Source organism: Acetobacter sp. P1H12_c, from assembly GCF_018811975.1.
Classification (GTDB): Bacteria; Pseudomonadota; Alphaproteobacteria; order Acetobacterales; family Acetobacteraceae; genus Acetobacter; species Acetobacter persici.
Genome location: NZ_JACRVR010000001.1, coordinates 455,377 through 481,232 on the forward strand (window position 1 = coordinate 455,377; position 25,856 = coordinate 481,232).

Below are 25,856 nucleotides of genomic sequence, written 5' to 3' on the forward strand. Positions count from 1 at the left end.
AGGGACAGACCTTTTATTTCTTTTCCGCCATCAGGCGGGCGCGATAATCATCAAGGGACTGGGTGACTTCCGGCGCAGGCTTGGGTTCTGTCTGGCCCAGTGCCTTCAGAGCGCGGATAATCGCCCCAATCACGACAAGCCGGGCATACCATTTATGGTTGGCAGGCACCACAATCCACGGGGCATGCGGGCGCGCGGTCTCGGCAATGGCGTCCTGATAAGCCTTTGTATAGTCGTCCCAGTATTCACGTTCGTGGATATCTGCCGGGGAGAATTTCCAGCGTTTTTCAGGAACATTCAGCCGCTCCAGCAGGCGCTCGCGCTGTTCTTCTCTGGAAATATGCAGGAAGAATTTCAGCACAATCGTCCCCTGCCGGTTCAGATAATGTTCCAGATGGCGGATATCGCTGTAACGGCCTTTCCAGAATTCCGGCGTGTTGACCGGGCCGGGAAGATGCTCGCGTTCCAGAATTTCAGGATGGACGCGGGTGACAAGCACATCCTCATAATGGCTGCGGTTGAAAATGGCGATGCGCCCGACCTGCGGGGCGGCGGCATGAATACGCCATAAAAACCCGTGCTGGAGTTCCGCCGGGCCGGGCTGTTTGAAGGAGGTCACGGAAACGCCCTGCGGATTGACCCCAGACATGACGTGTTTGATGGTGCCATCCTTACCAGCGGCGTCCATCCCCTGCAGGATAATGAGCACGGAACTTGTCTGGTTGGCGTAAAGCAGGTCCTGCAGGTCCTGTAACTGCTCCTTCACGTCTTTCAGCAGTTTTGCACCATCTTCCTTGGTCAGGCCCAGATCACCATCATCATCCGGGTTGCATTTGCTGAGGTCGAATTTGTCCCCGTCGGTGACGTGGTAGCTGTCCAGAGCGCGCAGGAATTTGGCGAGTTTATTCATCGTTTTGCTTCTTCATTCTCTTTCCTGCCGTATGGCAGGTGTGAAGGCAGAGGTTGCTAAAAAAACGCGGGGACCACATATCGAGCCTATGGCTTTTCCGCATGTTTCCCTACTTGAACGCTCTGTCCGCCCCGGCGGGACGTTAACCGGCCTGCTTCTGGTGGCAACGCCAGCCCTCAGCGTAACGCCTTTTGACAGAAGTGTCATATATCTTTGCGCGCATGCCTCGGGTGAGGGGGCGATGGGGCTGGTTATCAACCGCCGTCTGCCCAAACCGGGGTTTGAAGACCTGCTGGAGCAACTGGAAATTCCGCCGTCTCCCCCTTTGCGGCGGCTGGGCCTGTGTGCGGGCGGGCCGCTGGAGGAGGGGCGCGGCTTTGTGCTGCATTCTTCCGACTGGCGGGGCGAGGGCAGTATGCCGGTCACAGGATCGGCCACGCTCACAGCCAGTATGGATGTGCTGAAGGAGATTGCCGGAGGCGGTGGCCCGCAGGATGCCCTGCTGGCCATGGGCCATGCAAGCTGGGAGGCCGGGCAACTGGAAGAAGAAATTTTCCAGCATGATGCCTGGCTGCTGGCCCCTGCCAGCCGTGAGATTGTGTTCGGGCATGATCACGCGGCCAAATGGCGGCAGGCTCTGGCCTCAATCAATATTGACCCTATCAGGCTGACCGGGCGCGCCGGCCACGCCTGACGCGGCTTAAAAACGAAAAACGAAGTTGGACTGATAATAGGTGCCGCTTGACCCCCCAGCCCGGTTAAGGGCGCTGGACGTCATGAAGCGGGAGACATATTGCGTCCAGGACAGATGCCGGTTGATCTGCCAGGCGAGCGAGGCCTGCGGGGCCATTCCCACAAATTTGCCCTTGAACTGGTAGGGAAAGCTGTAGGAGCCGGAAGATTTGTAAACCGGGTCATTCGGGCTGTAGCGCCAGAACAGCGGGTATTTGACCTGAAAGCTGAGGGATTTGAAGAACGTCGCCCGCACCAGCGGCGCGACGCTGATCAGGTTTGACCCCGTCATATACGTCGTGGTGTCCAGATAGTTGGTCTGGGGGTTGAAGGGCGAGATATAGGTGCCAATAGCCCCGGATGTTTTGCGGGCATTGCCGCCGGAATACACATCTGTCTGCAACCCAGCGAACGTGTGAAAGCGGTCATGCGGGATACGGTACCCGACCAGTGTGTTGAGCGCATAGGCGTTCACGTTACGGGACTGGTTGGTTTTGGCGTATTTGAAAACACCGCCCTGCCAGATGCCGCCAAGAGAAAATTCAAACGGACCGGCAATGCCATGCCAGCGCACGCCAAAATTGTTGCGGGTGTTGGAGCCGTTCTGGTTGCCTTTGGCGGTGGCAATCGCCCCGGAGGACCCGGAGAGTTTGTAGCCCACATAAAAAACATCCAGAAAGGAGTTGTATCTGTCGCCCATAAAGCGCCCGTCAGGCGGCGCCCATGTCATGTTGAAACCATAGAGGCGGGTATTATAGTTTTCCGTGTCATGGAACATTTTGTTCTGGCTGTCATTGGTCTGGACAAAATCCCAGCCATCAATGCGGATGCGTGGCCAGACCATATAGGCGCGGAACCCGTTCCATGAGAGCGGTACGTTCGGGGTTTCCCGGTTGTAGAGCATGTAGGAGGGAGCATCCAGAAACTGCTGCCGCCCGAACATGAAGCCGCTTTTAGCCCCGAGCATGGACCATTTTGTCTCGATAAACGCCTGCTGGGCATCAAGGCGTTTGCGGTAGGTGCTGCCATAGCCGTAGCCGTTCCAGCCCCCGGCGTCCGCGTTGATCAGTTGCCCGAACAGACGGACGTGTGACCCGAGATGCAGATCCGCGCCATACAGGTTGCGCACGCCAAAACGTCCGGAATCGTTATTATGCTGCGTGCCCAGATTGGGGCGGGTTTCAAACCAGTTTCTCAGGCGGGTTTCTCCTGAAAAGCTAAGCCAGATTGAGCCACTTTCATTCAGGCCGATATATTTGATCAGATCAAACGGGTCTTTCCGTTTTGATTTGTCACGCAGGCGGCTCCAGTCTTCCGCCCACGGGGCGACACCATATTCTCCAACCGGGCCAAAACCTGCGGCTTCTCCGTTCCCACGGTTGAAGACACCCCAGTCATACTGGTGGCCGGATACGCGGCCCTGCACGCCGGTTGTCCGCACAGGCTGCCCCACAGGCGTTGCATGAGGGTACAGAACCACAGGCGGCAACGGGGGCGGTGGCTGCGTGGCTGCGGGCTTAACCAGAATATGTTCATGGTCAGTCGGCAGATAAACAGAGGGCGAGCGTGGCGCGGCGGGAGACGCCACCCCCTGTTCTGCTCTGGCACAGGACAGCGGCAGGGCGGAGGACACCAGAGCGGAAGCCAGTAAGAGGGTGCGGTTCAGGCCCGGGATGCGGGCGAACGTGGCGCGAGAGCTGAGGTGACCCATGAGACTGTCCAGAAAAAAGCGGGAAAAGCCGGGAGTGAGAGAATTTTTTAAGCACGAAATAAATTCGTATTTTGTAAATTAAACATAACACGATAAAAATCGCAATATAGGAAACGATAAAATATCGTATTAAATTTTCGGACCTGAAAGCGGCAGAGCTGGACAGATCACCCATCTAAAAAATAAAGGGAAACACGGGTTTTCCGGGGGAAGCGCGCATGGGTAACGGACGCAAAAACGTGAAGAATAAAAAACGAAATAAAATGTATATTGAAGTCCTGAAAATTAGCGCGCATGATATCGTGAATTAAAGAAATGAGGATACCCTGCCACGGACCTCCGCTGAGGTAAGGGCACGGTATCAGGCATAATGGAGAGTTGGCATGACCTATAAATCCCCCCTTCTGTCCCGGCGCGCCTTTCTGGGGGCCGCCTCTCTGGCCGGTGGGCTTGTCGCGGGCGGAGGCCTGCTTGGTTCAGCCTCTTCCGCCGCCACGGCCCAGTTGCTCAATGTGTCCTACGACCCGACGCGCGAACTCTATGCGGAAATTAACCGCGCGTTCGCCGCAGTCTGGGCCAAAGCCCATCCGGGCGAGTCTGTGTTTGTCAGAACGTCCAACGGGGGGTCAGGCGCACAGGCGCGATCCGTGCTGGAAGGCGCTCCGGCGGATATCGTGAGTCTGGGGCTTGCGTATGACGTGGATATTCTCGCGCAGCACGGCCTGCTGGCGGCGGACTGGCAGAAGCGTCTGCCGCATAATTCCACACCCTATACCAGCACGATTGTTTTCCTCGTGCGGAAGGGGAACCCTAAAAAGATACAGGACTGGAGTGATCTGGTGCGTGATGATGTCAAAGTCGTCACCCCCAACCCCAAGACGTCTGGTGGGGCACGGTGGAACTATCTGGCCGCCTGGGGCTGGGCGCTGCGGCAGCCCGGTGGCTCTGAGGATACGGCGCGCGCTTATCTGAAAGCCCTGTTCAGCCATGTGCCGGTTCTGGATACCGGCGCGCGTGGGGCAACAAACAGCTTTGTGCAGCGGGGGCTGGGGGATGTGCTGCTGGCGTGGGAGGATGAAGCCCTGCTGGCGGCAAAAGACATCGGGCCGGACCGGTTTGATCTTGTTGTGCCGAAGCTGACCATTCTGGCGGAACCGCCCGTGGCCGTGGTGGACAGCAATGTTGCCAAACATGGCACGCAGGCACAGGCACAGGCCTATGTGGACTTCCTGTTCTCACCCGAGGGGCAGAAGATCGGCGCGAAACATTACTTCCGGCCGGTTGACCCGGCGGTGGCTGCGGCCAGTGCGGCGCAGTTTCCAAAGGTGGACACGTTCGATATTGCCAGTCTGGGCGGCTGGGCGGCCGTCCAGAAAAAGCACTTTAGTGAAGGTGGCGTGTTCGACCAGATTTATCAGGGCTGAGAGCAGCCCGCTTATAACGGCCTGAACGCGGAAGGCGGCGGAGGGGGCATGTCCGGCATGGCTCGTCCCGCCGGTGCGGCAGCGGACGCCCATGCCGGAGGCGCGTTAAACGGACCATAAGGCAGGCTGCCGGGCGCGCTGGTGGCGGACGTGAACGGAATGGCGGGTTGCTGCTCCCCGTTGCCCACCGGAGCCAGTGCAAACCGGTTGCGGGGCAGGGCCTCCGGACATTCCTCACACATCCACTGGATGATTTTTTCCCGGATTTCACAACGCAGGTCCCAGCTCCGGATGGCAGTGCGGGCACTAGCGGTCACACGGATCATCATCGTCTGGTCATTACAGTCCGCGACCTGTGCGCTGAAATCTTTGCCCGTCCATTGCGGGCAGGCGCGCACAATGTCTTCCAGTTTGCTGCGCAGGCGGTCCATGGGGGCGCGGTAATCCACATACAGATAAACCGCGCCAATCAGCTCCGCCGAATTGTAGGTCCAGTTTTCAAACGGTGTGTCCAGAAAATAGGCAATGGGCACAATGCGCCGCCGCCAGTCCCATGAGCGCAGCACAACATAGGTGGATGTAATTTCCTCCACCCATGTCCAGTCCCCCTGAAACGCAATCAGATCCCCCATGCGGATGGGCTGCGTCATGGCAATCTGCACACCGGCAAACAGGTTGGCCAGAATGGGGCGGGCGGCCAGACCGACAATCAGTGAGGCCGCACCGGCTGACGCAAACAGACTCAGCCCATATTCCCGCACCGGCTCAAACGTCATGAGTTCCGCGCTGACTGTCAGCGTGCCGATCAGAATTTCAGCCGCGCGCCGCAACAGGCGGACCTGTGTGGCGTGTTTGCGGGCCAGAATATCATCATCCTGATCCGTTTCTGAAAAGCGGGATAAATAAGCGTCTGAAATCAGCCGGACCGTTACAATGGTGCCGTATCCCATCACGGCGACAAACGTCATCAGCAGCAGGTGGGTCACACTGTCCAGCAGGTCCCCGTGCAGGCCGCAGGCGGGGAGGGCAAGCCCCATAGCCATAATGACCACTGTCAGCCGGACGGGGCGGCGGAGAGACCTGGTAAGAGACCGTACAAACGCGCCACGCCGCGCACCGGGGATGCGCATGAGGATGCGGTCCGTCACCAGTCTGCTCAGGATGGCCGCCACCAGCCCGACAAGAAACAGCACCAGCAGGGACACAAGCGACGCAGGCAGCCAGCTCAGCCAGCTCCGGAAAAAAGTGACCGTTGGGGTCAGATGGTTCTGGAGTGTTCTGGCAAAAGGATCATGTGTCAGGGCTGTTTCTGAAATAGACATGAAAAGAAAAAAATTATCCTTGGCAACATGATGAACGCCGCCAGCCCCGCAGAGGGGCGGTTGCGTGAAAATGCCGTGCGCGTTTCCTGACAGAAAAGACGCATGATGCGCGGATGGGTTCTGTGAGACGTGTCCGGCAGATGCGGGACGCGGCCCCGAAGGCTGGCGCGGGATGCGCCGGGGCAGGTCAGGAAACCGGATTGACCGGTTCTGTTGAAGCAGGTTCAGCGGGCCTGCGGGCCCACTGCCAGGACCCCAGACCAAGCCGGGCAAGTTCCCGGTGCATGATCATGATGGGCCACTGGCCCGATCCTTCAAAGCTGCCCATGCCGTCCGGCGCGGACAGGCGTCTGGCCAGAGCTTCCACCAGTGTGACAGACCGGTGGCGGCCCCCTGAGCACCCAATGGCAATGGTAGCATATTTTTTGCCTTCCTGCACAAAACGCGGCAGGACGAGCTGAAGCAGGCTATGAATCTGGTTCAGAAACGGCAGATAATCCCGATCTTCCGCAACATAGGCCGCAACGTCCGCATCCAGCCCGGTTTTGGGTGCCAGAGCTGGGTCATAATGCGGATTTCTCAGGAAGCGCGCATCCAGAACAATATCGGCCTCACGCGGCAGACCGGCGGGATAGGCGAAGGACATGAGGGCCACAGTCAGCCCTTCTCCCGCAGCGCCTTCCCACGGGCTGAAGCGGCTTTCCACAAACTGGCGCAGCTCCGGCGGCGGCATGTCGGAGGTATCAATCACCAGATCCGCTGCCGCACGGAGCGGGGCGGTCAGGGCGGTTTCTTCCTCAATGCCTTCTTTAATGCTGCCGTGAAGTGCCAGCGGGTGGCGGCGGCGCGTGGCCGTGTAGCGGCGCAGCAGAACACTTTCTTCCGCTGTAGCGTAAATCAGCTCCACCCGCAGGTGAGGGTTCATGCGCAGGCGGGCAATGGCTTCCAGCACGGCGGACGCATCAAACCCACGGGTGCGGGAATCGACCCCGATGGCAACCGGGCGCTCTGCTCTGGCCACAATATCGTCGAGCATGCCAAGCGGGGGATTATCAATAACTTCGTGGTCCAGATCTTCCAGAATCCGCAGAATGGAAGACTTCCCGGCACCGGACAGGCCAGAGACCAGCAGGATGCGGCGTGGGACAAGGGTATCATCCACCGTGCGCATTACAGCTGTATCCCCTTCAGTGTCGTGACGCTTCTGGACTCGTCAGGGGCCAGATATAAAGCTTTTCCCTGACTTTTGCAGATGCATTATGCTCTGCTCAGCCATCATTTCGCAACATACAACCATACAGGGATGCCTGCAGGTGGCATGGCGCAAAAGCGATGGACTATAGCAGATCAGATGCTATTTGTTTGTTACGAAAGAGAAATTTGCCGTCCATGCGCGCACGGCACTATGCTTTGCGGTCATGGGCAATATCGTTCAAAACAGTGCAGACCACCGGTCTGGACAGCACGCCAGAGTAGACCGCACCGCTGGCGGGATCAGAATTTCCGGCTTATGTGCACCCCGGCCGGAAGGCGAGACGATTGCAGAGCAGTGCCGCACCGCTCTGGAAGCAGGTGCTACCTTGCTGGCTGATTATGGCTATTCCATGCAGGATGTGACGCGGGTGACGTATCTTGTGTCCGACACGCGGGATTTTCCCTCGTGCTTCCCCACGTTGCGGCATGTTTTTTCGTCCATCTCGCCGTCTGTAACGCTGATGTGGGTCAGAAAATTTTCCAACCCACACGTCAAAATCGAGTTTGAACTGGGTGTCGAGCCGGATCAGGCCTGACGCCGACCGCCCGTTCCCCCCATTGTGCCGCGTCCTCGACACGTCTGGCAGTCAGGCGCTCTGTCAGGCCATCACGCGCGGCAGGCGCACTGTAAAGCGTGCCCCGGCCACATGGCCTTCCGCATCATGCCGGTTTTCCACGGAAATGGTTCCGTGCAGCGCATCCACAATCTGGCGGCTGATCGACAGGCCCAGACCGGAATGCTGGCCAAAATGCTCTTCCTTGGGACGCTCTGAATAAAAACGGTCAAAAATGGAATCGAGTTTGGCCTGAGGAATCCCCGGCCCTTCATCAGACACGGAGAGCGCCACCATATTTCCCGCCGGTACAGCTTCCAGCAGGATGCGGCCATTAGGAGGCGAGAAGGAAATGGCGTTGCCAATCAGGTTGCGCAGCACCTGCACCAGACGATCTTCCACAGCCAGAACGCGGAGCGGATGGTCCGGAGAGTCACCCTCACTATGCGTGAGGATAATTGGCTCGCCCTCCTTACGGGTGGCCTGATGGATTTCCGCCAGCACGGAGAGCAGCGGCACGATTGAAATCGCTTCCGTCTGCGCACGGGACATTTCCGCATCCAGTCGGCTTGCGTCAGAAATATCGGTAATCAGGCGGTCCAGACGCAGCACATCATCATTGATAATGGTCAGCAGGCGGCGCTTCTGGTTGAGGTCCTCAATGCGCAGCAGCGTCTCAATAGCAGAGCGGATGGAGGAAAGCGGGTTTTTGATTTCGTGGCTGACATCAGCGGCAAACCGTTCAATGGCGTCCATGCGTTTCCACAGAGCCTGCGCACTGGCCTGAAGGGCCCGCGCCAGATCACCAATTTCATCGCGCCGGGCCAGCAGGCGCGCGGGTACGGTGCCGGTGCGGCCCGATGAGTCCCGCATGATCTGCGCTGACGCCGCCAGCCGTAGCAGCGGGCGTGCAATGGTGAGGGACAGATACCATGAGAGCAGCACGGTAATGACCAGCACCATCAGGAACAGGGAGAGAATGGAGGAGCGGATGGCAAACAGCGCCCGGTCAACCTGAGAAGCCGCGCGGGTAAGCTGGATGATGCCAACTGTCCGGCCTTCATGAATCACCGGCTCAGCAACCGTAATAATCAGCCGTCCGTTGGCGGTACGCCGGATATAAGGCGGCGCTTCCGGCGGGGGGCGCGGGAAGGGGCTGTTGGCATCGGTCGGGCGCGCAGGGTCCGCGGGAACATCCGCTTCATCCGTATCCAGCGTGACAATGCCGGAACTGTGCGGGCTCCATAGCCATGTCAGAATCCGCTCATAAAGGCCGGGTGAGGCGTGCCTGTGCCGGAACGGCGGTGGCCGATGGTCCTCGGCGCGTCCCTGCTGGTCTGCATGGGGGGCGGGCGCGGTTTCCTGAAGATCTGTCAGATTATCGGCCAGAACCTGACCGTCCGGACCAAACAGACGGGCATGCGCGTTGGGGCTTGGTTCCGTCAGGCGCAGGAGAAGGGGGCGTGCGAGGGTTGATTCCAGCGTAAAGCCGTCCGGCCCGGTGCCTTTCAGGCGCGTGCTGCGCACGGCAATCTGGCCGAGTGCGCCCGCATAGATCCGGGCCTGTTCCCGCAGGCCGGTCACTTCCGTGGCCAGCAGGCTGTTCCGGAACTGATTGAGGAACAGCATGGTAATGGCCAGCAGCACCAGCGGCAGCACATTCACCAGCATGATGCGCCGCATCAGGGGGGAAATCAGCCGTGTGCGGGAGGCCTCATAGGCAGCTGTGGCTTCCACTCCGCCCTTACGCGGGGTCTGACCGGGAATGCGGATGCGCCGCAGCCCGGAGGACAATGTGGAAGAAACAGAAATGCGTTTCCGGCTGGTCATGCGCCGGGCTCAGTCTTCTTTATAGCGGTAGCCAATGCCGTACAGGGTTTCAATCTGGTTGAAATTATCATCCACCTGCCGGAATTTTTTCCGCACACGTTTGATGTGACTGTCGATGGTGCGGTCATCCACATACACCGTATCCCCATAGGCGGCATCAATCAGCTGGTCGCGTGATTTGACCAGACCGGGACGCATGGCGAGGGTCTTGACCAGCAGGAACTCCGTTACCGTCAGCGGAACATCTTCTCCGTTCCATGTACATTTATGGCGCAGCTCATCCAGAGACAGCGCGCCACGCACCAGCGCACCGCCCGCGGGCGTGCCGCTGGCTTCCGCGCGGCTGGCCTCATTACGGCGCAGCAGGGCGCGGATACGTTCCAGTAACAGCCGCTGGGAGAAGGGTTTGGTGATGTAGTCATCCGCGCCAAGGCGCAAGCCCATCAGCTGGTCAACTTCCTCATCCTTGGAGGAAAGGAAGATCACCGGCAGATGGGAGCGGGCGCGCAGGCGCTGCAACAGTTCCATGCCATCCATGCGGGGCATCTTGATGTCCAGCACAGCCAGATCAACCGGGTAGGCTGTCAGCCCCTGTAAAGCCGATTCGCCATCTGTATACGTGCGGACGTGAAACCCTTCCGCCTCCAGAGTCATCTGGACCGATGTCAGAATATTACGGTCGTCATCAACCAGAGCAATCGTCTGCTTGGTGCGGTCTGCCATGGTGTGCGTTTTCCTTCCTCGCGGTCAGCGCAAGCCCTTCAGCATACGCGCATCAGTGCCGGTGCGCTACGGGCAACGGTTTTCAGTTTGTCCAATTTTTGAACACGTTCCGGCGTGGTTGTAAAATTGGTTGCAAAATCAGCATGGCAGGCGTTGCGGGTCTTGTCGCGTCCCGTCTCGTTGCTTACTTCTTCAGACATGACCCAACACACAGACCCCACACAGGTTGAGACGCAGGCCGCAACGGCTGCGCCCGACCATGTCACCCCGCCTCAGGACGCCGCCGAAGCCGGGGCAGAACAGGCCACAGCCCAGTCCCCCGCAGAGCAGCGCATTGCCGAGCTTGAGCAGGAGGCTGCCGAGCTGAAAGAAAAGTGGCTGCGTTCCGAAGCTGAAAACCAGAATCTGCGTGCCCGCGCCAAGCGTGAAGTGGACGATGCCCGCCAGTATGCCGTGCAGAAATTTGCGCGCGATGTGGTGGAAGCCGCTGAAAACCTGCGCCGCGCCCTCACCAGCCTGCCCGCGCCGCAGGAGGGTGAAGACACGGTGATCACCAAAATGCGGGAAGGGATTGAAAGCACCGAACGGTCTTTTGTCTCTATTCTGGAACGCCACGGCATCAAGTGTGATGATCCGTCCGGCAAGGTGTTTGACGCCAACCTGCATCAGGCTATGGCGGAACAGCCCAGCGCCGAACACGCGCCGGGGACTGTCATGCAGGCCTGGACCCCCACATGGACCCTGCATGGCCGCCTGCTGAAACCGGCCATGGTGGTGGTGGCCAAGGCCGGAGAATAAGCCCGGAGCGGAAACTCCGGGGCAGGGTGCTCCGGCATGGGGCGGGATACGGAAAAAATTGTTTCCCGTCCGGTGTCCGGGCCTTGAAAGAGGTTTTGGAGCACCATACATCTGACTTAACATTCACGGCCGGTTTTCAGAGTGAAAGCAGGCCGGAAGAGATAGGACCCCGTCCGGTGCTTCGGGCCAGACAGGGTCGCTTAAAGGAGCAGACATGAGCAAAGTTATCGGTATTGACCTCGGCACGACCAACTCCTGCGTTGCAGTGCGCGAAGGGAATGAAAACCGCGTTATTGAAAACAGCGAAGGCGCACGCACAACGCCGTCCATGGTCGCATTCACTGAAGGCGGTGAAATGCTGGTCGGGCAGGCTGCAAAGCGTCAGGCTGTTACCAACCCGACCAACACGCTTTATGCCGTAAAGCGTCTGATTGGCCGCCGGTATGACGATCCGACCGTCCAGAAAGACAAGGAAATGGTGCCCTACGCCATTGTCAAAGGTGACAATGGGGATGCATGGGTTGAGGCGCGCGGCAAAGGCTATGCCCCCTCCCAGATTTCCGCTTTCGTTCTGGGTAAAATGAAAGAAACCGCCGAGGCGTACCTTGGTGAAAAAGTGACGCAGGCCGTGATCACGGTTCCGGCTTACTTTAACGATGCCCAGCGTCAGGCCACCAAAGATGCAGGCCGTATTGCTGGTCTTGAAGTCCTGCGTATCATCAACGAACCGACGGCTGCTGCCCTTGCTTATGGCATGGAAAAGAAAAGCGGTGGCACGGTGGCTGTGTATGACCTTGGTGGCGGCACGTTCGACGTTTCCGTTCTGGAAATTTCTGACGGCGTGATTGAAGTGAAATCCACCAACGGGGATACGTTCCTGGGTGGTGAAGACTTCGATAACCGTATCATCAGCTATCTGGCTGACGAGTTTAAGCGTGAGCAGGGCATTGATCTGCGTTCCGACAAGCTGGCTCTCCAGCGCCTGAAGGAAGCGGCTGAAAAAGCAAAGATCGAACTGTCTTCCTCCAAGGAAACGGAAATCAACCTGCCGTTCATCACCGCTGATGCCTCCGGTCCGAAGCATCTGGTGCTGAAGCTGACCCGTGCAAAGCTGGAAAGCCTTGTTGATGATCTGATCCAGCGCACGCTGGAACCCTGTAAAGCTGCTCTGAAAGACGCTGGCGTGTCTGCTTCCGAAGTGGATGAAGTCATCCTTGTCGGTGGTATGACCCGTATGCCGAAGGTGATCGACGCCGTTAAGGAATTCTTCGGCAAAGATCCGGCCCGTAACGTGAACCCGGATGAAGTAGTGGCCATTGGTGCCGCTATTCAGGGTGCCGTTCTGAAGGGTGATGTGAAAGACGTTCTGCTTCTGGACGTAACGCCGCTGTCTCTGGGTATTGAAACGCTGGGAGGTGTCTTCACCCGTCTGATCGACCGTAACACGACGATCCCGACGAAGAAGAGCCAGACCTTCTCCACGGCGGAAGATAACCAGAACGCTGTGACCATTAAGGTCTATCAGGGCGAACGTGAAATGGCGGCTGATAACAAGCTGCTGGGGAACTTCGACCTGACGGGGATTGCTCCGGCGCCGCGTGGTGTGCCGCAGATTGAAGTGACGTTTGATATCGACGCCAACGGCATTGTGTCCGTGTCTGCTAAAGACAAGGCGACCGGTAAAGAACAGCAGATCAAAATTCAGGCGTCTGGTGGTCTGTCCGATAGCGATATCGAAAAAATGGTGAAAGACGCTGAAGCGAATGCTGAAGCCGATAAAGCCAAGCGTGAGCAGGTTGAAGTCCGTAACAATGCGGAAAGCCTCGTGCATCAGGTCGAAAAGTCTCTGTCTGAATCCGGTGATAAAGTTCCGGCTGCGGACAAGACGGAAGCTGAAAGTGCAATCGCTGCGGTGAAGTCCGCTCTGGAAGGCACGGATGCTGAAGCCATCAAGACTGCCAGCGATCGTCTGACGCAGGCTGCCATGAAGGTGGGTGAAGCCGTTTACAAAGCTGGTCAGGCTGGTGAAGGCGCTCCGGAAGGAGAGGCCGGTGCCGCTGGTGCCAAGCCGAACGACGAAAAAATCGTCGATGCGGACTTTGAAGACGTGAACGACAAAAAGTCCTGATCGGACGCTGTTAAACGGCGCCACTGTGTGTAACGCACGGTGGCACCGGCTTTTTTCTCCGGCGTCCGCGCTTCCTGGAAGGCGGGCGCCGTTTGTCATTTCAGACATCTGCTGCGCTTTTGTAAAAGGCAGCCCCCTGCAAGAGGACGTCCATGGCCACCAAAATTGACTATTACGAAATCCTTGAAGTTACCCGGACGGTTTCATCCGATGAACTCAAGAAGGCTTATCGTAAGCTGGCCATGAAGTACCATCCGGACCGTAACCCCGGAGATGAAGCTGCTGAAGCAAAATTCAAAGAAATCAATCAGGCGTATGATGTTCTGAAAGATGAACAGAAGCGCGCGGCCTATGACCGGTTTGGCCATGCTGCCTTTGAAAACGGCGGCGGTGGTCCGGGTGGCTTTGACTTCAACGGTTTTGGCGGCGGTGGCGGTCTGGGCGACATCTTCGAGCAGATGTTTGGCGATATGATGGGTGGCCGCCGTGGCGGTGGCCGTGCCCGCACGGGTAACGATATCCAGACCCATGTTGAAATCACGCTGGAAGAAGCCTTCACCGGCGTCAAAAAAGACGTAAAAATCATCACGCGTGTGGCGTGTGACTCCTGCCACGGCACGGGCTCTAACGCAGGCGAGTCCGGTGTGGAAACCTGCCCGAGCTGCCATGGTGCCGGGAAGGTCCGGGCGCAGCAGGGCTTCTTTGTGGTGGAACGGCCGTGCCCCACCTGCCACGGTGCCGGGCGAGTTGTGAAAGACCCCTGTAAGGCCTGCCACGGGGAAGGGACGGTCGAGAAAGAGCGCACGCTTGCCGTGCAGATCCCGGCCGGGGTTGAGGATGGCACCCGTATCCGTATTACCGGCGAGGGCGAGTCCGGCGGGCAGGGCGTGCCTGCGGGTGACCTCTATGTGCATGTTTCTGTTTCAGAACATGGTCTTTTCCAGCGGGATGGCGCGAATATCTATTGCCGCGTGCCGCTTCGCATGGGGCAGGCGGCTCTGGGTACGGAAATTGAAGTGCCGGTGATTGACGGGAACCGTGCCAAGGTCAAAATTCCGGCCGGAACCCAGACAGGCGCACATTTCCGCCTGCGCGGGAAAGGCTTCTCCGTCCTGCGTTCCAGCGCACGGGGTGATATGTATATTCAGGTGACGGTGGAAACCCCCCAGCACCTGAACAAACGCCAGAAAGAGCTGCTGGAAGAGTTTGAGAAGGAAGCCGGTGAGAACGTAAAGGGCAGCCCGGAACATACGGGGTTCTTTGCGCGGGTGCGGGATTTTTTCGAAAATAAAGGGTGATGCGGGGTCTGCATCAGTCCTGATGGTTTTTGCAAAAGCCGGGCACCCTGTGTGTCCGGCTTTCTGGTATGACGACGTCTGTAAAGAATAAGGAACCCTCCACATGACAGAGCATGGGCTGCGTATCGGCATTGCAGGCATTACCGGCCGTGTGGGCCGCCTGCTGGTGGAAGAGGTGCAGGCCGCCGGGGCTGTTCTGGCCGGGGGCACGGCGCGGGATCAGGCCAGAGCGGCGGGCCTGCCGGAGGGACTGGCTCTGTTCCCGGATATGGCGGGTCTTGCCGCGGTGAGCGATGTGGTTATTGACTTTACGCACGCCGATACGGTCATTCCGCACGCTCAGGCTCTGTCAAACCATGGCACGGCATGGGTCCTCGGGACGACGGGCCTGTCCGATGCGCAGCAGGCAGCGGTCCATCAGGCAGCGGAAAAAATCGGGATTGTCCACGCTGCTAATTTTTCCGCCGGTGTCACGCTTGTGCGGCGTCTGGCGCAGATGATGGGGCAGGCGCTCCCCGCCGAGTCTTATGACGCCGAGATTGTGGATATGCATCACCGGCAGAAAGTGGATGCGCCGTCCGGCACCGCGCTGGCCATTGGTGAGGCTGTGGCAAAAGGCCGCGGCGTGGTGCTGGCGGATGTGAAGGAGAGCGGGCGCGACGGCCATACCGGCCCGCGTAAACCGGGCGCTATCGGGTTTGCCGCTCTGCGGGGCGGACAGATTGTTGGGGAACATGAGGTCCTGTTCACCTCGGCGGATGAGCAGATTACGCTGACGCATCGTGCATTTGACCGCCGTGTGTTCGCGACGGGTGCTGTCCGGGCGGCGCTCTGGCTGCGCACCCGTGCGGCGGGTTATTACGGGATGGAAGAAGTGCTCGGGCTGCCCCCGTGCTGACCGGGTATCATTTTTTTTGAACAGCCTCTTTATACACGCTTGCAATCGTGGTTTTTTGGGTTATCCGGTTGTAAAAGGCTGAATTCTGCGGTCCGCGCGCGCAACGTGGCCCCGGCCGGATGCGGGTAAAAGCCCGGTAGCAGGCCCGCAGAAAACTGCTCCGGATGGCTGCATAGCCGCAATACACTTGACCATCGGCCACTATTCCGCCACACGGTCCCGTCGCCTTTTCTTAAAGGTGGCGGTCACAATTCCTAATTCATAGTGCGTGGGGCAGACGGCACCATCATGCGTAAAGACGGCGATTTCCTGTTCACTTCGGAATCTGTTTCCGAAGGTCATCCCGACAAGGTTGCAGACCGGATCAGCGATACTGTTCTGGATGCTTATCTTGCAGCGGACCCGGAAGCCCGCGTGGCCTGTGAAACCATGGTGACCACAAACCGGATCATTCTGGCAGGTGAGGTGCGCGGCCCCTCTTCCATCACATCCGAAGGCCTGATTCAGGCCGCGCGTGATGCGGTGAAAGATATTGGCTACGATCAGGAAGGATTCTCCTGGCGTAAGGCTGAGGCCGCCAACTACCTGCATGCCCAGTCTGCTGATATTGCAGTGGGTGTGGACAGCGCTGGCGATAAAGACGAAGGCGCTGGTGATCAGGGCATCATGTTCGGTCACGCCTCTACCGAAACCGACACGCTGATGCCGGCCACCATTTACTATGCACACCGCATCCTGCACGAAATCCGTGACCTGCGCCGTGCGGGTGACCCGCGTGCCGCTGGCCTCCAGCCGGATGCCAAAAGCCAGGTGACGCTGCGCTATTCCAATGGCCGCCCCGTTGGCGCCACGTCCGTGGTGATCTCCACCCAGCATGATGAAGGCATCAGCCAGAAGAAGCTGCGTGAAGAACTGGGCGACATTGTGCGTAACGTGCTGCCTGAAGGCTGGATGCCGCCGGAAGACGAATTCTACGTCAACCCGACCGGTATCTTCGTGATTGGTGGTCCGGACGGGGACTGCGGTCTGACGGGCCGTAAGATCATTGTGGATACCTACGGCGGTGCGGCTCCGCATGGCGGCGGCGCATTCTCCGGGAAAGACCCCACAAAGGTTGACCGTTCCGCAGCCTATGCCTGCCGCTATCTGGCGAAGAACGTGGTTGCGGCTGGTCTTGCAGACCGCTGCACGCTTCAGGTTTCCTACGCCATTGGCGTGTCTCATCCGCTGTCCGTGTATGTGGATCTGGATGGAACCGGCAAGGACGTGGATGAAGCCCGTCTGGGCGCTGTGCTGCGTGAAGTCATGGACCTCACACCGCGCGGTATCCGTAAGCACCTGCGTCTGAACCGCCCGATTTACGCACAGACCTCTGCCTATGGTCACTTTGGCCGTACGCCGGATGATGCGCGTGATGACTTTACGTGGGAGCGCACCGATCTGGTGGATGCCCTGCGCGGCGCGTTCAACCGCTAAGGTCTGAGCGTATCATGACGGAGGAAGTAAGCGGACCGGACGTTAAGCCGTCGCCCGAACGACTTTATGGGCGACCGCGCGGCCATTCGCTGCGTCCCCGTCAGCAGCGCCTTCTGGATGAGGCGCTGCCCCGTCTGCGCTTTCCGCTGGATCGCGCAGCGGACCCGGCCACAGCCTTTGGCCGCCCGCCCCAGCAGATCTGGTTTGAAGTCGGATTTGGGGGTGGGGAACATGTGGTGGGGCAGCATAATGCTCACCCGGATGTTGGCTATATTGCCTCTGAAGTCTTTGATAACGGCCTGTGTTCTCTGCTGACCCGCTTTGTGCCGGTTGGGGAGGAAGCAACGTCCGCCATCCCGGACATGCTGCGGCTGTGGGATGATGATGCCCGCGTGTTGCTGCGTGCCCTGCCGGATGCCTCGGTGGACCGGCTGTTCCTGATGTTCCCGGACCCGTGGCCCAAGGCGCGCCACGCCAAACGCCGCTTTATGCACCCCGAGAATGTGGCGCTGGTCGCACGCGTGCTGAAGCCCGGTGCCGTCTGGCGTGTTGCGAGTGATGACCCGACCTATCAGGCATGGGTTGAAGAAGTCATGGCTGCGCAGTCCTTTTTTGAAGCCCCGCCGCCCGTGGCCGAACGGCCGGATGGCTGGTTCCCCACCCGTTATGAAGCCAAGGCGATTGCCGCTGGCCGCCAGCCGCTCTACTGGACCTTTACGCGCCGCTAAGGCCTTTTCCGGCACGCGCAAGGTTGCTCTTGGGCCGCTTGTTGGCTAATGAGCCGCTTTGAAATCCGGTTTAGCCGTGCGAAAGGTCCGCCCCATGAGCCAGACGACGCAACCTGTGCGCCGCGCGTTAATTTCTGTTTCCGATAAGACGGGGCTTCTTGACCTCGGGCGCGCGCTGGTTGCGCACGGCGCGGAAATCCTTTCCACCGGCGGCTCTGCCCGCGCTCTGCGTGAGGCCGGTCTGCCTGTTACTGAAGTTTCTGACCATACCGGTTTCCCGGAAATTCTGGATGGTCGCGTGAAGACGCTCGTGCCGCAGATCCATGGCGGTATTCTTGGGCGGCGTGACCTGCCTGCGCATGTTGCGCAGATGGAAGAGCACAAAATCGCACCGATTGATCTGGTTGCGGTCAATCTCTACCCGTTTGAAAAAACCGTCGCGTCCGGAGCTGGCGCTGAAGACTGCATTGAAAATATTGATATTGGCGGCCCCGCGCTGATCCGCGCGGCAGCCAAGAACCACGGCCATGTGGTGGTGCTGACGGATACGGCGCAGTATGCCGGGCTGATTGAGGCGCTGGGGCAGGGCGGCAGTACGCTTGAACAGCGCCGTGCCTATGCAGGTGCTGCTTACGCCCGGACTGCTGCGTATGATGCCGCTATTGCCGCATGGTTTGCAGCACAGGCGCAGGATACCCTGCCGGAACGCTTTGTGCTGGCAGGCCAGCGCGCGGAAGTGCTGCGCTATGGTGAAAACCCGCATCAGCAGGCGGCTTTCTATAAAGATGGCAGCACACGCCCCGGCGTAGCGACGGCTGTGCAGGTGCAGGGCAAGGCGCTGTCCTACAACAACATCAATGATACGGATGCCGCGTTCGAGGCTGTGGCCGAGTTTGATCGCCCGGCTGTCGTGATTGTCAAACACGCCAACCCGTGCGGTGTGGCTGTGGGTGAAACACTCTCTGCCTGCTGGGATAATGCCCTGCGGTGCGACCCTGTCTCCGCCTTTGGCGGCATTGTGGCGCTTAACCGCACGCTGGATGCCGAAACCGCGACCAAAATTTCCGGTATTTTCACCGAGGTCATTGTGGCCCCGGATGCGGATGCAGAGGCCAAAGCCATTCTGGCCCGCAAGAAAAACCTGCGTCTGCTGCTGACGGGCGGCCTGCCGGACGCCGCTGCGGCAGGTGTGGTGGTGCGGTCCGTGGCCGGTGGTTTTCTGGCGCAGACGCGGGATAACGGGCAGATCAAACCCGAGTCCCTGCGGGTGGTGACAAAACGCGCCCCCTCTGCGCAGGAAATGGAAGATCTGATGTTTGCCTTCCGTGTGGCCAAGCATGTGAAGTCCAACGCCATCGTCTACACCAAAAATAACGCAACGGTTGGCATTGGCGCAGGGCAGATGAGCCGCGTTGACTCTGCCCGCATCGCTGCCAGCAAAAGCGGGGAAGCCGCCAAGGCTGCCGGGCTGGATGCCCCGCTCACGCAGGGGTCTGTCGCGGCGTCTGATGCGTTTTTCCCATTTGCGGATGGTCTGGAGACCATTGTCGCGGCGGGTGCTACGGCCGTTATTCAGCCGGGTGGCTCCATCCGGGATGATGAGGTGATTGCCGCAGCCGATGCTGCAGGCATTGCCATGGTCTTTACCGGTATGCGTCATTTCCGCCACTGACACGCTTTTCCGGCTCTTGCCGGATGCGCTTTCCTGACGAACAATGGTGCATAGTCTTCCTTATTCTGGCCTGAGGTCCGTCGTCCTCAGGCTGGATTTCTCTAACTGGTTGATCCATGCGCCCTCTGTTCTTTCTACCGGCTTTTCTTCTGGCTTCTTCAGCAGCCCTCGCGGCCCCTGCGTCCAAGGCGTCTGCCGGGCAGCAGAGTTCAGCCACTTATGCCTCTCATCAGACGATGACGGAAAAGCAGGCTGAAGGTGTGTATGACCTGTCCGGCCTGCCGCGCTTTAGCGGTCAGGTGGCGCAGTTTCTGCCTTCATCTCATGGCAGCGTGGTCGGGTTTGTGCTGAATGATGGCACGCAGGTTTTTGTCTCCCCCGATCAGGGGCATACGCTGGCCGGGCTGATCAAACCCGGTGATACGGTCGAGATCCGGGGCCTGAAAGGCCGCACGCTCCCCATTATTCGCGCCTTTGGCATTACCAGCCCGCGTGGCCGGGGCATGCAGGATACGTTTATTGCCATGCCGCGCCAGTCCACCGAGATGATTGCCGGGCCGGATCTGGTGCTGCACGGTGAGGTCTGGATGCCGCTCTATGATCTGGACGGCCAGTTGAACGGCGCGGTGCTGAAAGACCATTCCGTTATTTACCTCCCCCCGCGTGAGGCCACACGGCTGGCCGCCTGGCTCCGGCCGGGGCAGACCCTGTATGCCGTTGGCACGGGTAGCAGCGGGGAACTGGGCATTGCCATTGATGCACGGGAAATTGGCCCGGCTTCCAACCAGATGGTCGGGATTGCCGGGGGCAGTGCGCTCCCGCCCGGCCCGGCTCCGGGCAGTGCCGGGTATGATATTATTCCGGGGTCTGAAGGTCACTGATCAGCAGTTTTTACGGCCCATCTCGTTTCTGAACCGAGAGAATTTTCCGGATTTTGCCGCGTTAGGGTGAGGAAGCGCAAAGCCCGGATGCTTTTCCGGAGACGCTGCGGTGTTTTTGAGGAGAGACGAGATGGCTATTTTACGGTGGGTTCTGACTTTTCTGATTCTGGCGTTGATTGCCTCCCTGTTCGGGTTTGGCGGTGCGGCGTCCAGCTTTGCCGGTGTGGCGAAAATTCTGCTGTTTGTTTTTGTTGTTCTGCTGGTCGTCAGCTTCTTCTTTGGTCGTGCGCGCGTATAGCATGAGGCTATCTGGTTATTTTTGATAAAACGGCCAGATATTTCAGAAGATTTCTGATGGTGGCAGAAAATGGAAAGCGTGTGGTCCTTCTGGATCACACGCTTTTTTATGTGGCGTTATCTTATAAAGAACGGGTTGGTGGTCTTGCGGAGAAGCAAGTGAGAAGAGAACCGCTTGCCTGATCTGCTGAACCTTTTAGAGAGTTTTAAGAGAAAGAGATCCGAGAGCAAAAGGCGGAGAAAGCGCTATGGAGCAGATTGTCTGGTTAGATTTTGAAAAAATCATGATGGTCGCAGGGACTATTCTGCGCGTTGAATTTTTTCCGGAAGCACGGAAGCCGGCCTATAAAATCTGGGTGGATTTTGGGCCGTATGGGGAGCGTAAAACCAGCGCGCAGGTCACACGCCTTTACACACCGGAAACACTTGTGGGGCGGCAGGTTATCGGGATCATCAATTTTCCGGAAAAACAGGTTGGTCCGTTTCGTTCCCAGTTTTTGTTATCTGGGTTTGAAACGGAGGAAGGCGTGGTGCTGGCGGCTCTGGAAAGGGCAGTCCCCAACGGCACGCGCCTGAGCTGAAAGCAGAACATTGGTTTGCTTTCCTAAATCCTCTCTGTGACCAGACAAGTTTCATAAAAAAGGGAGGCGGGGCAAAGTGCCCTGCCTCCCTTTTTCGCGTTGAATGTCCGTTCAGGAAAAGGGTCTTACCCCTCAATCTGGCTGAAATCTGCAATCAGGCGCATCATCCGGCCCAGACGCGCCAGTAGCCGCAGGCGGTTGAGGCGCAGGGCAGGGTCAGGGTCGTTGACGGTCACAGGCCCGAAGAAGGCGTCCAGCGGTTCCCGCAGGCTGGCAGCGTCCCGCATGGCATCGGTAAAGCGTTCTTCTGCAAACGCTTTTTCTACAGTGGGTTCAACCCGGTCCAGCGCTGCGGCCAGAGCCTGTTCTTCCGGCTGGACAAACAGGGCGTCATCCGGTGCGCCATCATGCGGTCCATCCTTACGGTCTTCAATCCGCAGGATGTTGGCCGCCCGACGGGTGGCGGCCAGAAGGTTCCTGCCGTCTTCCGTTTCCAGCATGGTTTCCAGAGCCTGCGCACGGGCTAGCAGGCGGGTGATGTCTGTATCCGTGTTGCCGGTGGAAATCGCGGCAAGGCAATCATATCGCGCCCCTTCCGAGCGTAACTGGACGCGCAGACGCTCCGCCATAAACTGCGGCAGCAGAGCGAGATCTGGTGCGTCCCGCAGGGAGTCCGGCAGGGCTTCCGCCGCCAGCAGGAACAGTTTTACCAGATCAAGCCGCAGGCTGTTCTCACGGATCAGGCGGATAATGCCCAGTGCCGCGCGGCGCAGGCCGAACGGATCACCCGAGCCGGACGGCTTTTCACCCGCGGCGAAAAATGCGGCCAGCATATCAAACCGGTCGGCCAGCCCAAGTGCGACGGAAACCGGGGCCGTCGGCACCGTGTCACCGGGGCCGCGGGGCATATATTGCTCGGTAATGGCCTGACAGACTGCCGGAGCCTCACCATCATGCTGGGCGTAATATCCGCCCATGACGCCCTGAAGTTCCGGGAACTCCCCGACCATGCCGGTGGTCAGATCGGTTTTGCTCAGGTCCGCGGCCCGCTCGGCCTCGGCTTTAGAGGCCCCGACCATAGGGGCAATCAGTCCGGCCAGACGCACCATGCGGCGCGTGCGGTCCCCCTGACTGCCCAGTCTGGCATGGAAGGTAATGGCATCCAGCGCACCAAGGCGGGAGGCGAGCGTCTGCTTGCGGTCCAGATCCCAGAAGTGGCGGGCATCGGCAAAACGGGCGCGCAGAACGCGCTCATTACCGGTGACAATCAGGGTCCCATCATCCGCCGGGACAATATTGGCCACAAAGGCAAAGCGTGGCGCTGCGGAGCCGTCCCCGTTGCGCAGGGCAAAATACCGCTGGTTGACGCGCATGGAGACCTGCATCACCTCGGCGGGCAGATCCATGTATTTTTCGTCAATCCGGCCAAGGAACGGCACAGGCCATTCCACCAGTCCGGCAACTTCCTCCACAAGGCCCGTATCCGGCACCAGAGCCAGTCCTTCCGAGGCGGCAAGGGCTGTCAGGCCGGAGACGATTGTTTCCCGCCGCTCGGCCGCATGGACCTGCACATGGCGGCCCTGCAGCGTATCCTGCCATTCCGCAACGCTGCTGACGGCAACCGCGCCGGGAGAGAGGAAACGGTGGCCTTCCGTCTGGTTGCCTGACTGGAGATGGTGGCCGTTATCGTCGCCCTGCGTACCGGAAAGAGCCCCGGAAAGAGCCAGCGAGAACGGCACAGTCTCGCCATCCAGAATGCACAGAATACGGCGCAGCGGGCGGACCCATGTAAAGGCGCTGCCCTGCCCCCAGCGCATGGATTTGGGCCAGGGGAAGCGGCGGAGCAGGTCCGGCATGGTGGCGGCAATATGCTCTCTGGCGCTGATGGCAGGTTCTTCCCGCTCCAGCACCCAGAAGCCATTTTGCAGGGTCAGGGCATCCTGCGTCACGCCATGTTTGCGGGTGAAGCCTTCCAGCGCCTTTTCCGGAGCGCCCTCACGCGGGCCGCGCTCGGACACGGTGCGTCCCGGCACATGTGCGTCCAGCGTGCAGGAGGCCGCAATGCGGCGCGGGCCGGTATAGGCCACAGCATCCTGCGGGTTTAGCGGAGCCAGTGCGTCAGAGAGCAGGCGGAGCAGATGCTCACCGGCCTGCTGCTGCATGCGGGCGGGAATTTCTTCTGAAAAAAGTTCTATCAGCAGTTCGGGCATGATCTTATTTGTCCTCGCCAGCCAGCCAGGTCTCACAGCACAGTTTTGCCAGTGTCCGCACGCGGCCAATATAGGCTGCACGCTCACTTACGCTGATCACGCCGCGCGCATCCAGCAGGTTGAACAGGTGGCTGGCCTTCAGGCACTGGTCATAGGCAGGCTGGGCAACACCGGCTTCTGCCAGTGCCACACTTTCTTTTTCTGCATCAGCAAAATGGCGGAACAGCAGCTCCGTATCTGCCAGCTCAAAATTATGGCGCGAATAATCCTGCTCAGCACGCAGGAACACATCCCCGTAGGTCAGGCCTGTGCCGTTATAGTCGAGGTCATAGACGTTCTCGACCCCTTGCACATACATGGCCAGACGTTCCAGCCCGTAGGTCAGCTCCGTGGAGGGCAGCACCACCGGAATACCGCCAACCTGCTGGAAGTAGGTAAACTGCGTGACTTCCATCCCGTCACACCAGACCTCCCAGCCCAGACCCCATGCGCCGATGGTCGGGTTTTCCCAGTCATCTTCCACAAAGCGGATGTCGTGGCGGTCCGGGTCGATCCCGATGGCGCGGTAGCTGTCCAGCAGCAGTTTCTGGCTTTCTTCCGGCGTGGGCTTCAGCAGCACCTGATACTGGTAATAATGCTGGAGCCGGTTGGGGTTTTCCCCATAGCGGCCATCAGACGGGCGGCGGCAGGGCTGCACATAAGCGGCTTTCCAGGGGGTGCTGCCCAGCGCCCGCAGCGTGGTGTGGGGGGACAGCGTGCCCGCACCAATTTCCTGATCATAGGGCTGAAGAATGGCGCACCCCTGTTTTGACCAGAACTGGTGAAGGGTCAGGATCAGGTCCTGAAAGGAAAGAGGCCGCTCGGTAGGGCGGGGAGACGCCGGGTCCATGGTCAGGGTGAAACTCCGCAGTAGGACAGTCAGACTATGCGCTGAGTGCGCACGATGCGGCACACCATACAGGCGCAGACACCATTCAGGAAGAGAAGGCATGCAACTCCCTGTGGCCTGCCTCTTGCAACGCTCTTGCCGCCTCGCCACATCTTGGACAGAGTGGCGCTTTAAGGCTGCAAACCAGTGCATCACGCTGGCAGCATATGCCGCAGGCAGGGAAAGAAGACGATGACCAACGAGGAACGCGACCTCATTGCGAAATTTGTGGCCAGAGTGGGCGGTGCGTCCCAGTCCGGTTTTGGCAGTGTGCCCAGCACGCAGCCCAATCTGCCGCCGATCGACCCGGAAGCAGACAGATTTCTGGTGCAGGAATTCCAGCAATATCCGGAAGCCCGCTACCGCATCACGCAGATGGCGGTTGTGCAGGAAATGGCGCTGGTTGAAGCGCAGAACCGTATCCAGCAGCTCCAGTTCCAGCTTCAGCAGGCACAACAGGCGTTGCAGCAGGCTCAGGCACAGCAGAAGCCTGCCGGTGGCGGTGGTTTTCTGGGCGGTCTGTTTGGCGGTGGTCAGCGTGCTCCGCAGCAGGGTCAGCCGCAGCAGTCAGCACCTCCGGGCTGGGGTGGCCGTCCGGCCGCCGCGCCGCAATATCAGCCGCAGCCTCTGCCCTATGGCGCACAGCCCGGTATGTTCCGGAGTGGCTCTGGCTTTCTCGGCACCGCGCTGTCTACCGCGACCGGCGTGGCGGGCGGGATGCTGGCCGCAAATGCGCTGACGGATCTGTTCAGCGGGCATCATGGTGGCGGAGCGGATGCCGGCTGGGGCGCTGGCCAGCCGAGCGAGACGATTATCAATAACAACTATGGCGATGGAGCCGGGGCCGACCCGTTTGCCGGAGCCGGAACCTCTGCTGATCCGGGCTTTGATGCCGGAAGCAATGACTGGGGCGGGGACGCCGGTGGCGATTCAGGCGGGGACTGGGGCGGCGATCAGGAATTCTGATCCGCTTACCTGAGAGAAAAAGGGCGGCTTCGGTCGCCCTTTTTTATTTAGCCATGCGTGTCGGCTTCATTTGCCGGAGCCATGGAGCGCACGAGTTCCAGCACACGTTTGCGTACAACCGGGTCAGGAATGCGATAATAGGCGCGGATCAGCTCAACTGTTTCCTTGCGGGAAAAGAGAGACGCGTCCTGATCTGAAAAAACGGATGATATCCCGGTCTGAAACGGGGTCTCAAACGCTTTCCGGCTTTGTGAAAACCCGGAGTGATAGGCCGACTGGGATGGCTGCCCTTCTGTCTGCCCCGGAGGGGGCATATCATCAAAAAAGAAACTGATGGGCACATCAAGGGCAGCGGCCAGATCATAAAGCCGGGATGCGCCTACGCGGTTTGTGCCGCGTTCATATTTCTGCACCTGCTGAAATGTGATGCCTAGCGCTTCCCCCAGCTTTTCCTGTGAAAGTCCCAGCAAGGTACGCCTCAGGCGGATGCGATGCCCGACATGCATATCGACCGAACCCGCCCGCGGGGTGGACG

Annotated in this window: 24 protein-coding genes; 14 read left to right on the plus strand and 10 right to left on the minus strand. The window is 59.4% G+C overall.

What is annotated here, in order from left to right; genetic code table 11:
- Positions 1-13 precede the first annotated feature (13 nt).
- A complete protein-coding gene (locus KP699_RS02160; protein WP_077930520.1) occupies positions 14-910 on the minus strand; it encodes a polyphosphate kinase 2 family protein in 897 nt (298 codons plus the stop codon).
- A gap of 88 nt (positions 911-998) precedes the next feature.
- Here KP699_RS02160 and KP699_RS02165 point away from each other — a divergent pair, with 88 nt between their 5' ends.
- Positions 999-1,604: a YqgE/AlgH family protein gene (locus KP699_RS02165; RefSeq protein WP_035373701.1), complete on the plus strand. Its 606-nt coding sequence runs from the start codon at positions 999-1,001 to the stop codon at positions 1,602-1,604.
- Between the two features lie 6 nt (positions 1,605-1,610).
- On the opposite strand, the gene KP699_RS02170 is transcribed toward KP699_RS02165, so the two are convergent.
- Positions 1,611-3,353: an alginate export family protein gene (locus KP699_RS02170; RefSeq protein WP_252346723.1), complete on the minus strand. Its 1,743-nt coding sequence runs from the start codon at positions 3,351-3,353 to the stop codon at positions 1,611-1,613.
- 383 nt (positions 3,354-3,736) lie between these two features.
- Between KP699_RS02170 and KP699_RS02175 the strand changes: the two genes are divergently transcribed.
- Complete coding sequence (locus KP699_RS02175; RefSeq protein WP_215761460.1) at positions 3,737-4,777, plus strand: sulfate ABC transporter substrate-binding protein; 1,041 nt, start codon at positions 3,737-3,739, stop codon at positions 4,775-4,777.
- Positions 4,778-4,788: 11 nt separating this feature from the next.
- On the opposite strand, the gene KP699_RS02180 is transcribed toward KP699_RS02175, so the two are convergent.
- Together KP699_RS02180 and rapZ are read right to left on the minus strand one after the other, a co-directional pair.
- A complete protein-coding gene (locus KP699_RS02180; RefSeq protein ID WP_215761461.1) occupies positions 4,789-6,099 on the minus strand; it encodes a mechanosensitive ion channel family protein in 1,311 nt (436 codons plus the stop codon).
- A gap of 187 nt (positions 6,100-6,286) precedes the next feature.
- Complete coding sequence (gene rapZ / locus KP699_RS02185; RefSeq protein ID WP_025826304.1) at positions 6,287-7,270, minus strand: RNase adapter RapZ; 984 nt, start codon at positions 7,268-7,270, stop codon at positions 6,287-6,289.
- Positions 7,271-7,457: 187 nt separating this feature from the next.
- Here rapZ and KP699_RS02190 point away from each other — a divergent pair, with 187 nt between their 5' ends.
- Positions 7,458-7,889: a Rid family hydrolase gene (locus KP699_RS02190; RefSeq protein WP_215761462.1), complete on the plus strand. Its 432-nt coding sequence runs from the start codon at positions 7,458-7,460 to the stop codon at positions 7,887-7,889.
- Positions 7,890-7,952: 63 nt separating this feature from the next.
- Here KP699_RS02190 and KP699_RS02195 read toward each other — a convergent pair whose 3' ends face one another.
- Genes KP699_RS02195 through KP699_RS02205 form a run of 3 tightly spaced genes read right to left on the minus strand, consistent with a single transcriptional unit; the run spans position 7,953 to position 10,660 of the window.
- Positions 7,953-9,737, minus strand: a complete 1,785-nt coding sequence (locus KP699_RS02195) for an ATP-binding protein (RefSeq protein ID WP_212353911.1) — start codon at positions 9,735-9,737, stop codon at positions 7,953-7,955.
- 9 nt (positions 9,738-9,746) lie between these two features.
- Positions 9,747-10,460, minus strand: a complete 714-nt coding sequence (locus KP699_RS02200) for a response regulator transcription factor (RefSeq protein ID WP_025826300.1) — start codon at positions 10,458-10,460, stop codon at positions 9,747-9,749.
- A 38-nt stretch (positions 10,461-10,498) separates the two neighbouring features.
- Positions 10,499-10,660 carry a hypothetical protein gene (locus KP699_RS02205; RefSeq protein WP_157762963.1) on the minus strand — a complete coding sequence of 54 codons (162 nt, stop codon included), beginning with the start codon at positions 10,658-10,660 and terminating at the stop codon, positions 10,499-10,501.
- Here KP699_RS02205 and KP699_RS02210 point away from each other — a divergent pair.
- The 10 genes from KP699_RS02210 to KP699_RS02255 all read left to right on the plus strand — a co-directional run bounded on the left by KP699_RS02210 (position 10,659) and on the right by KP699_RS02255 (position 21,217).
- Positions 10,659-11,258 (plus strand): nucleotide exchange factor GrpE, encoded by a 600-nt coding sequence (locus KP699_RS02210; protein ID WP_025826299.1) that lies wholly within the window; start codon positions 10,659-10,661, stop codon positions 11,256-11,258. The genes KP699_RS02205 and KP699_RS02210 overlap by 2 nt on opposite strands.
- A gap of 214 nt (positions 11,259-11,472) precedes the next feature.
- Positions 11,473-13,386 (plus strand): molecular chaperone DnaK, encoded by a 1,914-nt coding sequence (gene dnaK / locus KP699_RS02215; RefSeq protein WP_077930517.1) that lies wholly within the window; start codon positions 11,473-11,475, stop codon positions 13,384-13,386.
- Between the two features lie 152 nt (positions 13,387-13,538).
- Positions 13,539-14,684 (plus strand): molecular chaperone DnaJ, encoded by a 1,146-nt coding sequence (gene dnaJ / locus KP699_RS02220; RefSeq protein WP_215761463.1) that lies wholly within the window; start codon positions 13,539-13,541, stop codon positions 14,682-14,684.
- Between the two features lie 103 nt (positions 14,685-14,787).
- Positions 14,788-15,582, plus strand: coding sequence for a 4-hydroxy-tetrahydrodipicolinate reductase (gene dapB, locus KP699_RS02225; RefSeq protein ID WP_215761464.1), 795 nt, complete (start codon positions 14,788-14,790; stop codon positions 15,580-15,582).
- Positions 15,583-15,870: 288 nt separating this feature from the next.
- Complete coding sequence (gene metK / locus KP699_RS02230) at positions 15,871-17,058, plus strand: methionine adenosyltransferase (protein WP_077930514.1); 1,188 nt, start codon at positions 15,871-15,873, stop codon at positions 17,056-17,058.
- Positions 17,059-17,072: 14 nt separating this feature from the next.
- Complete coding sequence (locus KP699_RS02235; RefSeq protein ID WP_025826293.1) at positions 17,073-17,786, plus strand: tRNA (guanosine(46)-N(7))-methyltransferase TrmB; 714 nt, start codon at positions 17,073-17,075, stop codon at positions 17,784-17,786.
- 94 nt (positions 17,787-17,880) lie between these two features.
- Complete coding sequence (gene purH, locus KP699_RS02240) at positions 17,881-19,458, plus strand: bifunctional phosphoribosylaminoimidazolecarboxamide formyltransferase/IMP cyclohydrolase (RefSeq protein WP_077930513.1); 1,578 nt, start codon at positions 17,881-17,883, stop codon at positions 19,456-19,458.
- A gap of 116 nt (positions 19,459-19,574) precedes the next feature.
- Positions 19,575-20,339: a hypothetical protein gene (locus KP699_RS02245; RefSeq protein WP_215761465.1), complete on the plus strand. Its 765-nt coding sequence runs from the start codon at positions 19,575-19,577 to the stop codon at positions 20,337-20,339.
- Positions 20,340-20,469: 130 nt separating this feature from the next.
- On the plus strand, positions 20,470-20,637 hold the full coding sequence (locus tag KP699_RS02250) for a DUF1328 domain-containing protein (protein ID WP_077930512.1): 168 nt from the start codon (positions 20,470-20,472) through the stop codon (positions 20,635-20,637).
- 247 nt (positions 20,638-20,884) lie between these two features.
- Entirely contained in the window at positions 20,885-21,217 is a 333-nt protein-coding gene (locus KP699_RS02255) for a tRNA-binding protein (RefSeq protein WP_215761466.1), read from the plus strand.
- 125 nt (positions 21,218-21,342) lie between these two features.
- On the opposite strand, the gene glyS is transcribed toward KP699_RS02255, so the two are convergent.
- Positions 21,343-23,427: a glycine--tRNA ligase subunit beta gene (gene glyS / locus KP699_RS02260; RefSeq protein WP_215761467.1), complete on the minus strand. Its 2,085-nt coding sequence runs from the start codon at positions 23,425-23,427 to the stop codon at positions 21,343-21,345.
- A gap of 4 nt (positions 23,428-23,431) precedes the next feature.
- Entirely contained in the window at positions 23,432-24,316 is an 885-nt protein-coding gene (locus KP699_RS02265; protein WP_035373697.1) for a glycine--tRNA ligase subunit alpha, read from the minus strand.
- Positions 24,317-24,547: 231 nt separating this feature from the next.
- Here KP699_RS02265 and KP699_RS02270 point away from each other — a divergent pair, with 231 nt between their 5' ends.
- Positions 24,548-25,321: a DUF2076 domain-containing protein gene (locus KP699_RS02270; protein ID WP_025826287.1), complete on the plus strand. Its 774-nt coding sequence runs from the start codon at positions 24,548-24,550 to the stop codon at positions 25,319-25,321.
- 47 nt (positions 25,322-25,368) lie between these two features.
- Here the strand turns inward: KP699_RS02270 and KP699_RS02275 are convergent, their stop codons facing one another.
- Entirely contained in the window at positions 25,369-25,827 is a 459-nt protein-coding gene (locus tag KP699_RS02275) for a helix-turn-helix domain-containing protein (protein WP_212375595.1), read from the minus strand.
- Positions 25,828-25,856: the final 29 nt, after the last annotated feature.

Bases quoted from the DNA above. Each gene is read 5' to 3' on its own strand.
- KP699_RS02160 (WP_077930520.1), bottom strand. From the start codon at position 910: ATGAATAAACTCGCCAAATTCCTGCGCGCTCTGGACAGCTACCACGTC.
- KP699_RS02165 (WP_035373701.1), top strand. From the start codon at position 999: ATGGCTTTTCCGCATGTTTCCCTACTTGAACGCTCTGTCCGCCCCGGC.
- KP699_RS02170 (WP_252346723.1), bottom strand. From the start codon at position 3,353: ATGGGTCACCTCAGCTCTCGCGCCACGTTCGCCCGCATCCCGGGCCTG.
- KP699_RS02175 (WP_215761460.1), top strand. From the start codon at position 3,737: ATGACCTATAAATCCCCCCTTCTGTCCCGGCGCGCCTTTCTGGGGGCC.
- KP699_RS02180 (WP_215761461.1), bottom strand. From the start codon at position 6,099: ATGTCTATTTCAGAAACAGCCCTGACACATGATCCTTTTGCCAGAACA.
- rapZ (WP_025826304.1), bottom strand. From the start codon at position 7,270: ATGCGCACGGTGGATGATACCCTTGTCCCACGCCGCATCCTGCTGGTC.
- KP699_RS02195 (WP_212353911.1), bottom strand. From the start codon at position 9,737: ATGACCAGCCGGAAACGCATTTCTGTTTCTTCCACATTGTCCTCCGGG.
- KP699_RS02200 (WP_025826300.1), bottom strand. From the start codon at position 10,460: ATGGCAGACCGCACCAAGCAGACGATTGCTCTGGTTGATGACGACCGT.
- KP699_RS02210 (WP_025826299.1), top strand. From the start codon at position 10,659: ATGACCCAACACACAGACCCCACACAGGTTGAGACGCAGGCCGCAACG.
- KP699_RS02205 (WP_157762963.1), bottom strand. From the start codon at position 10,660: ATGTCTGAAGAAGTAAGCAACGAGACGGGACGCGACAAGACCCGCAAC.
- dnaK (WP_077930517.1), top strand. From the start codon at position 11,473: ATGAGCAAAGTTATCGGTATTGACCTCGGCACGACCAACTCCTGCGTT.
- dnaJ (WP_215761463.1), top strand. From the start codon at position 13,539: ATGGCCACCAAAATTGACTATTACGAAATCCTTGAAGTTACCCGGACG.
- dapB (WP_215761464.1), top strand. From the start codon at position 14,788: ATGACAGAGCATGGGCTGCGTATCGGCATTGCAGGCATTACCGGCCGT.
- metK (WP_077930514.1), top strand. From the start codon at position 15,871: ATGCGTAAAGACGGCGATTTCCTGTTCACTTCGGAATCTGTTTCCGAA.
- KP699_RS02235 (WP_025826293.1), top strand. From the start codon at position 17,073: ATGACGGAGGAAGTAAGCGGACCGGACGTTAAGCCGTCGCCCGAACGA.
- purH (WP_077930513.1), top strand. From the start codon at position 17,881: ATGAGCCAGACGACGCAACCTGTGCGCCGCGCGTTAATTTCTGTTTCC.
- KP699_RS02245 (WP_215761465.1), top strand. From the start codon at position 19,575: ATGCGCCCTCTGTTCTTTCTACCGGCTTTTCTTCTGGCTTCTTCAGCA.
- KP699_RS02250 (WP_077930512.1), top strand. From the start codon at position 20,470: ATGGCTATTTTACGGTGGGTTCTGACTTTTCTGATTCTGGCGTTGATT.
- KP699_RS02255 (WP_215761466.1), top strand. From the start codon at position 20,885: ATGGAGCAGATTGTCTGGTTAGATTTTGAAAAAATCATGATGGTCGCA.
- glyS (WP_215761467.1), bottom strand. From the start codon at position 23,427: ATGCCCGAACTGCTGATAGAACTTTTTTCAGAAGAAATTCCCGCCCGC.
- KP699_RS02265 (WP_035373697.1), bottom strand. From the start codon at position 24,316: ATGGACCCGGCGTCTCCCCGCCCTACCGAGCGGCCTCTTTCCTTTCAG.
- KP699_RS02270 (WP_025826287.1), top strand. From the start codon at position 24,548: ATGACCAACGAGGAACGCGACCTCATTGCGAAATTTGTGGCCAGAGTG.
- KP699_RS02275 (WP_212375595.1), bottom strand. From the start codon at position 25,827: ATGCATGTCGGGCATCGCATCCGCCTGAGGCGTACCTTGCTGGGACTT.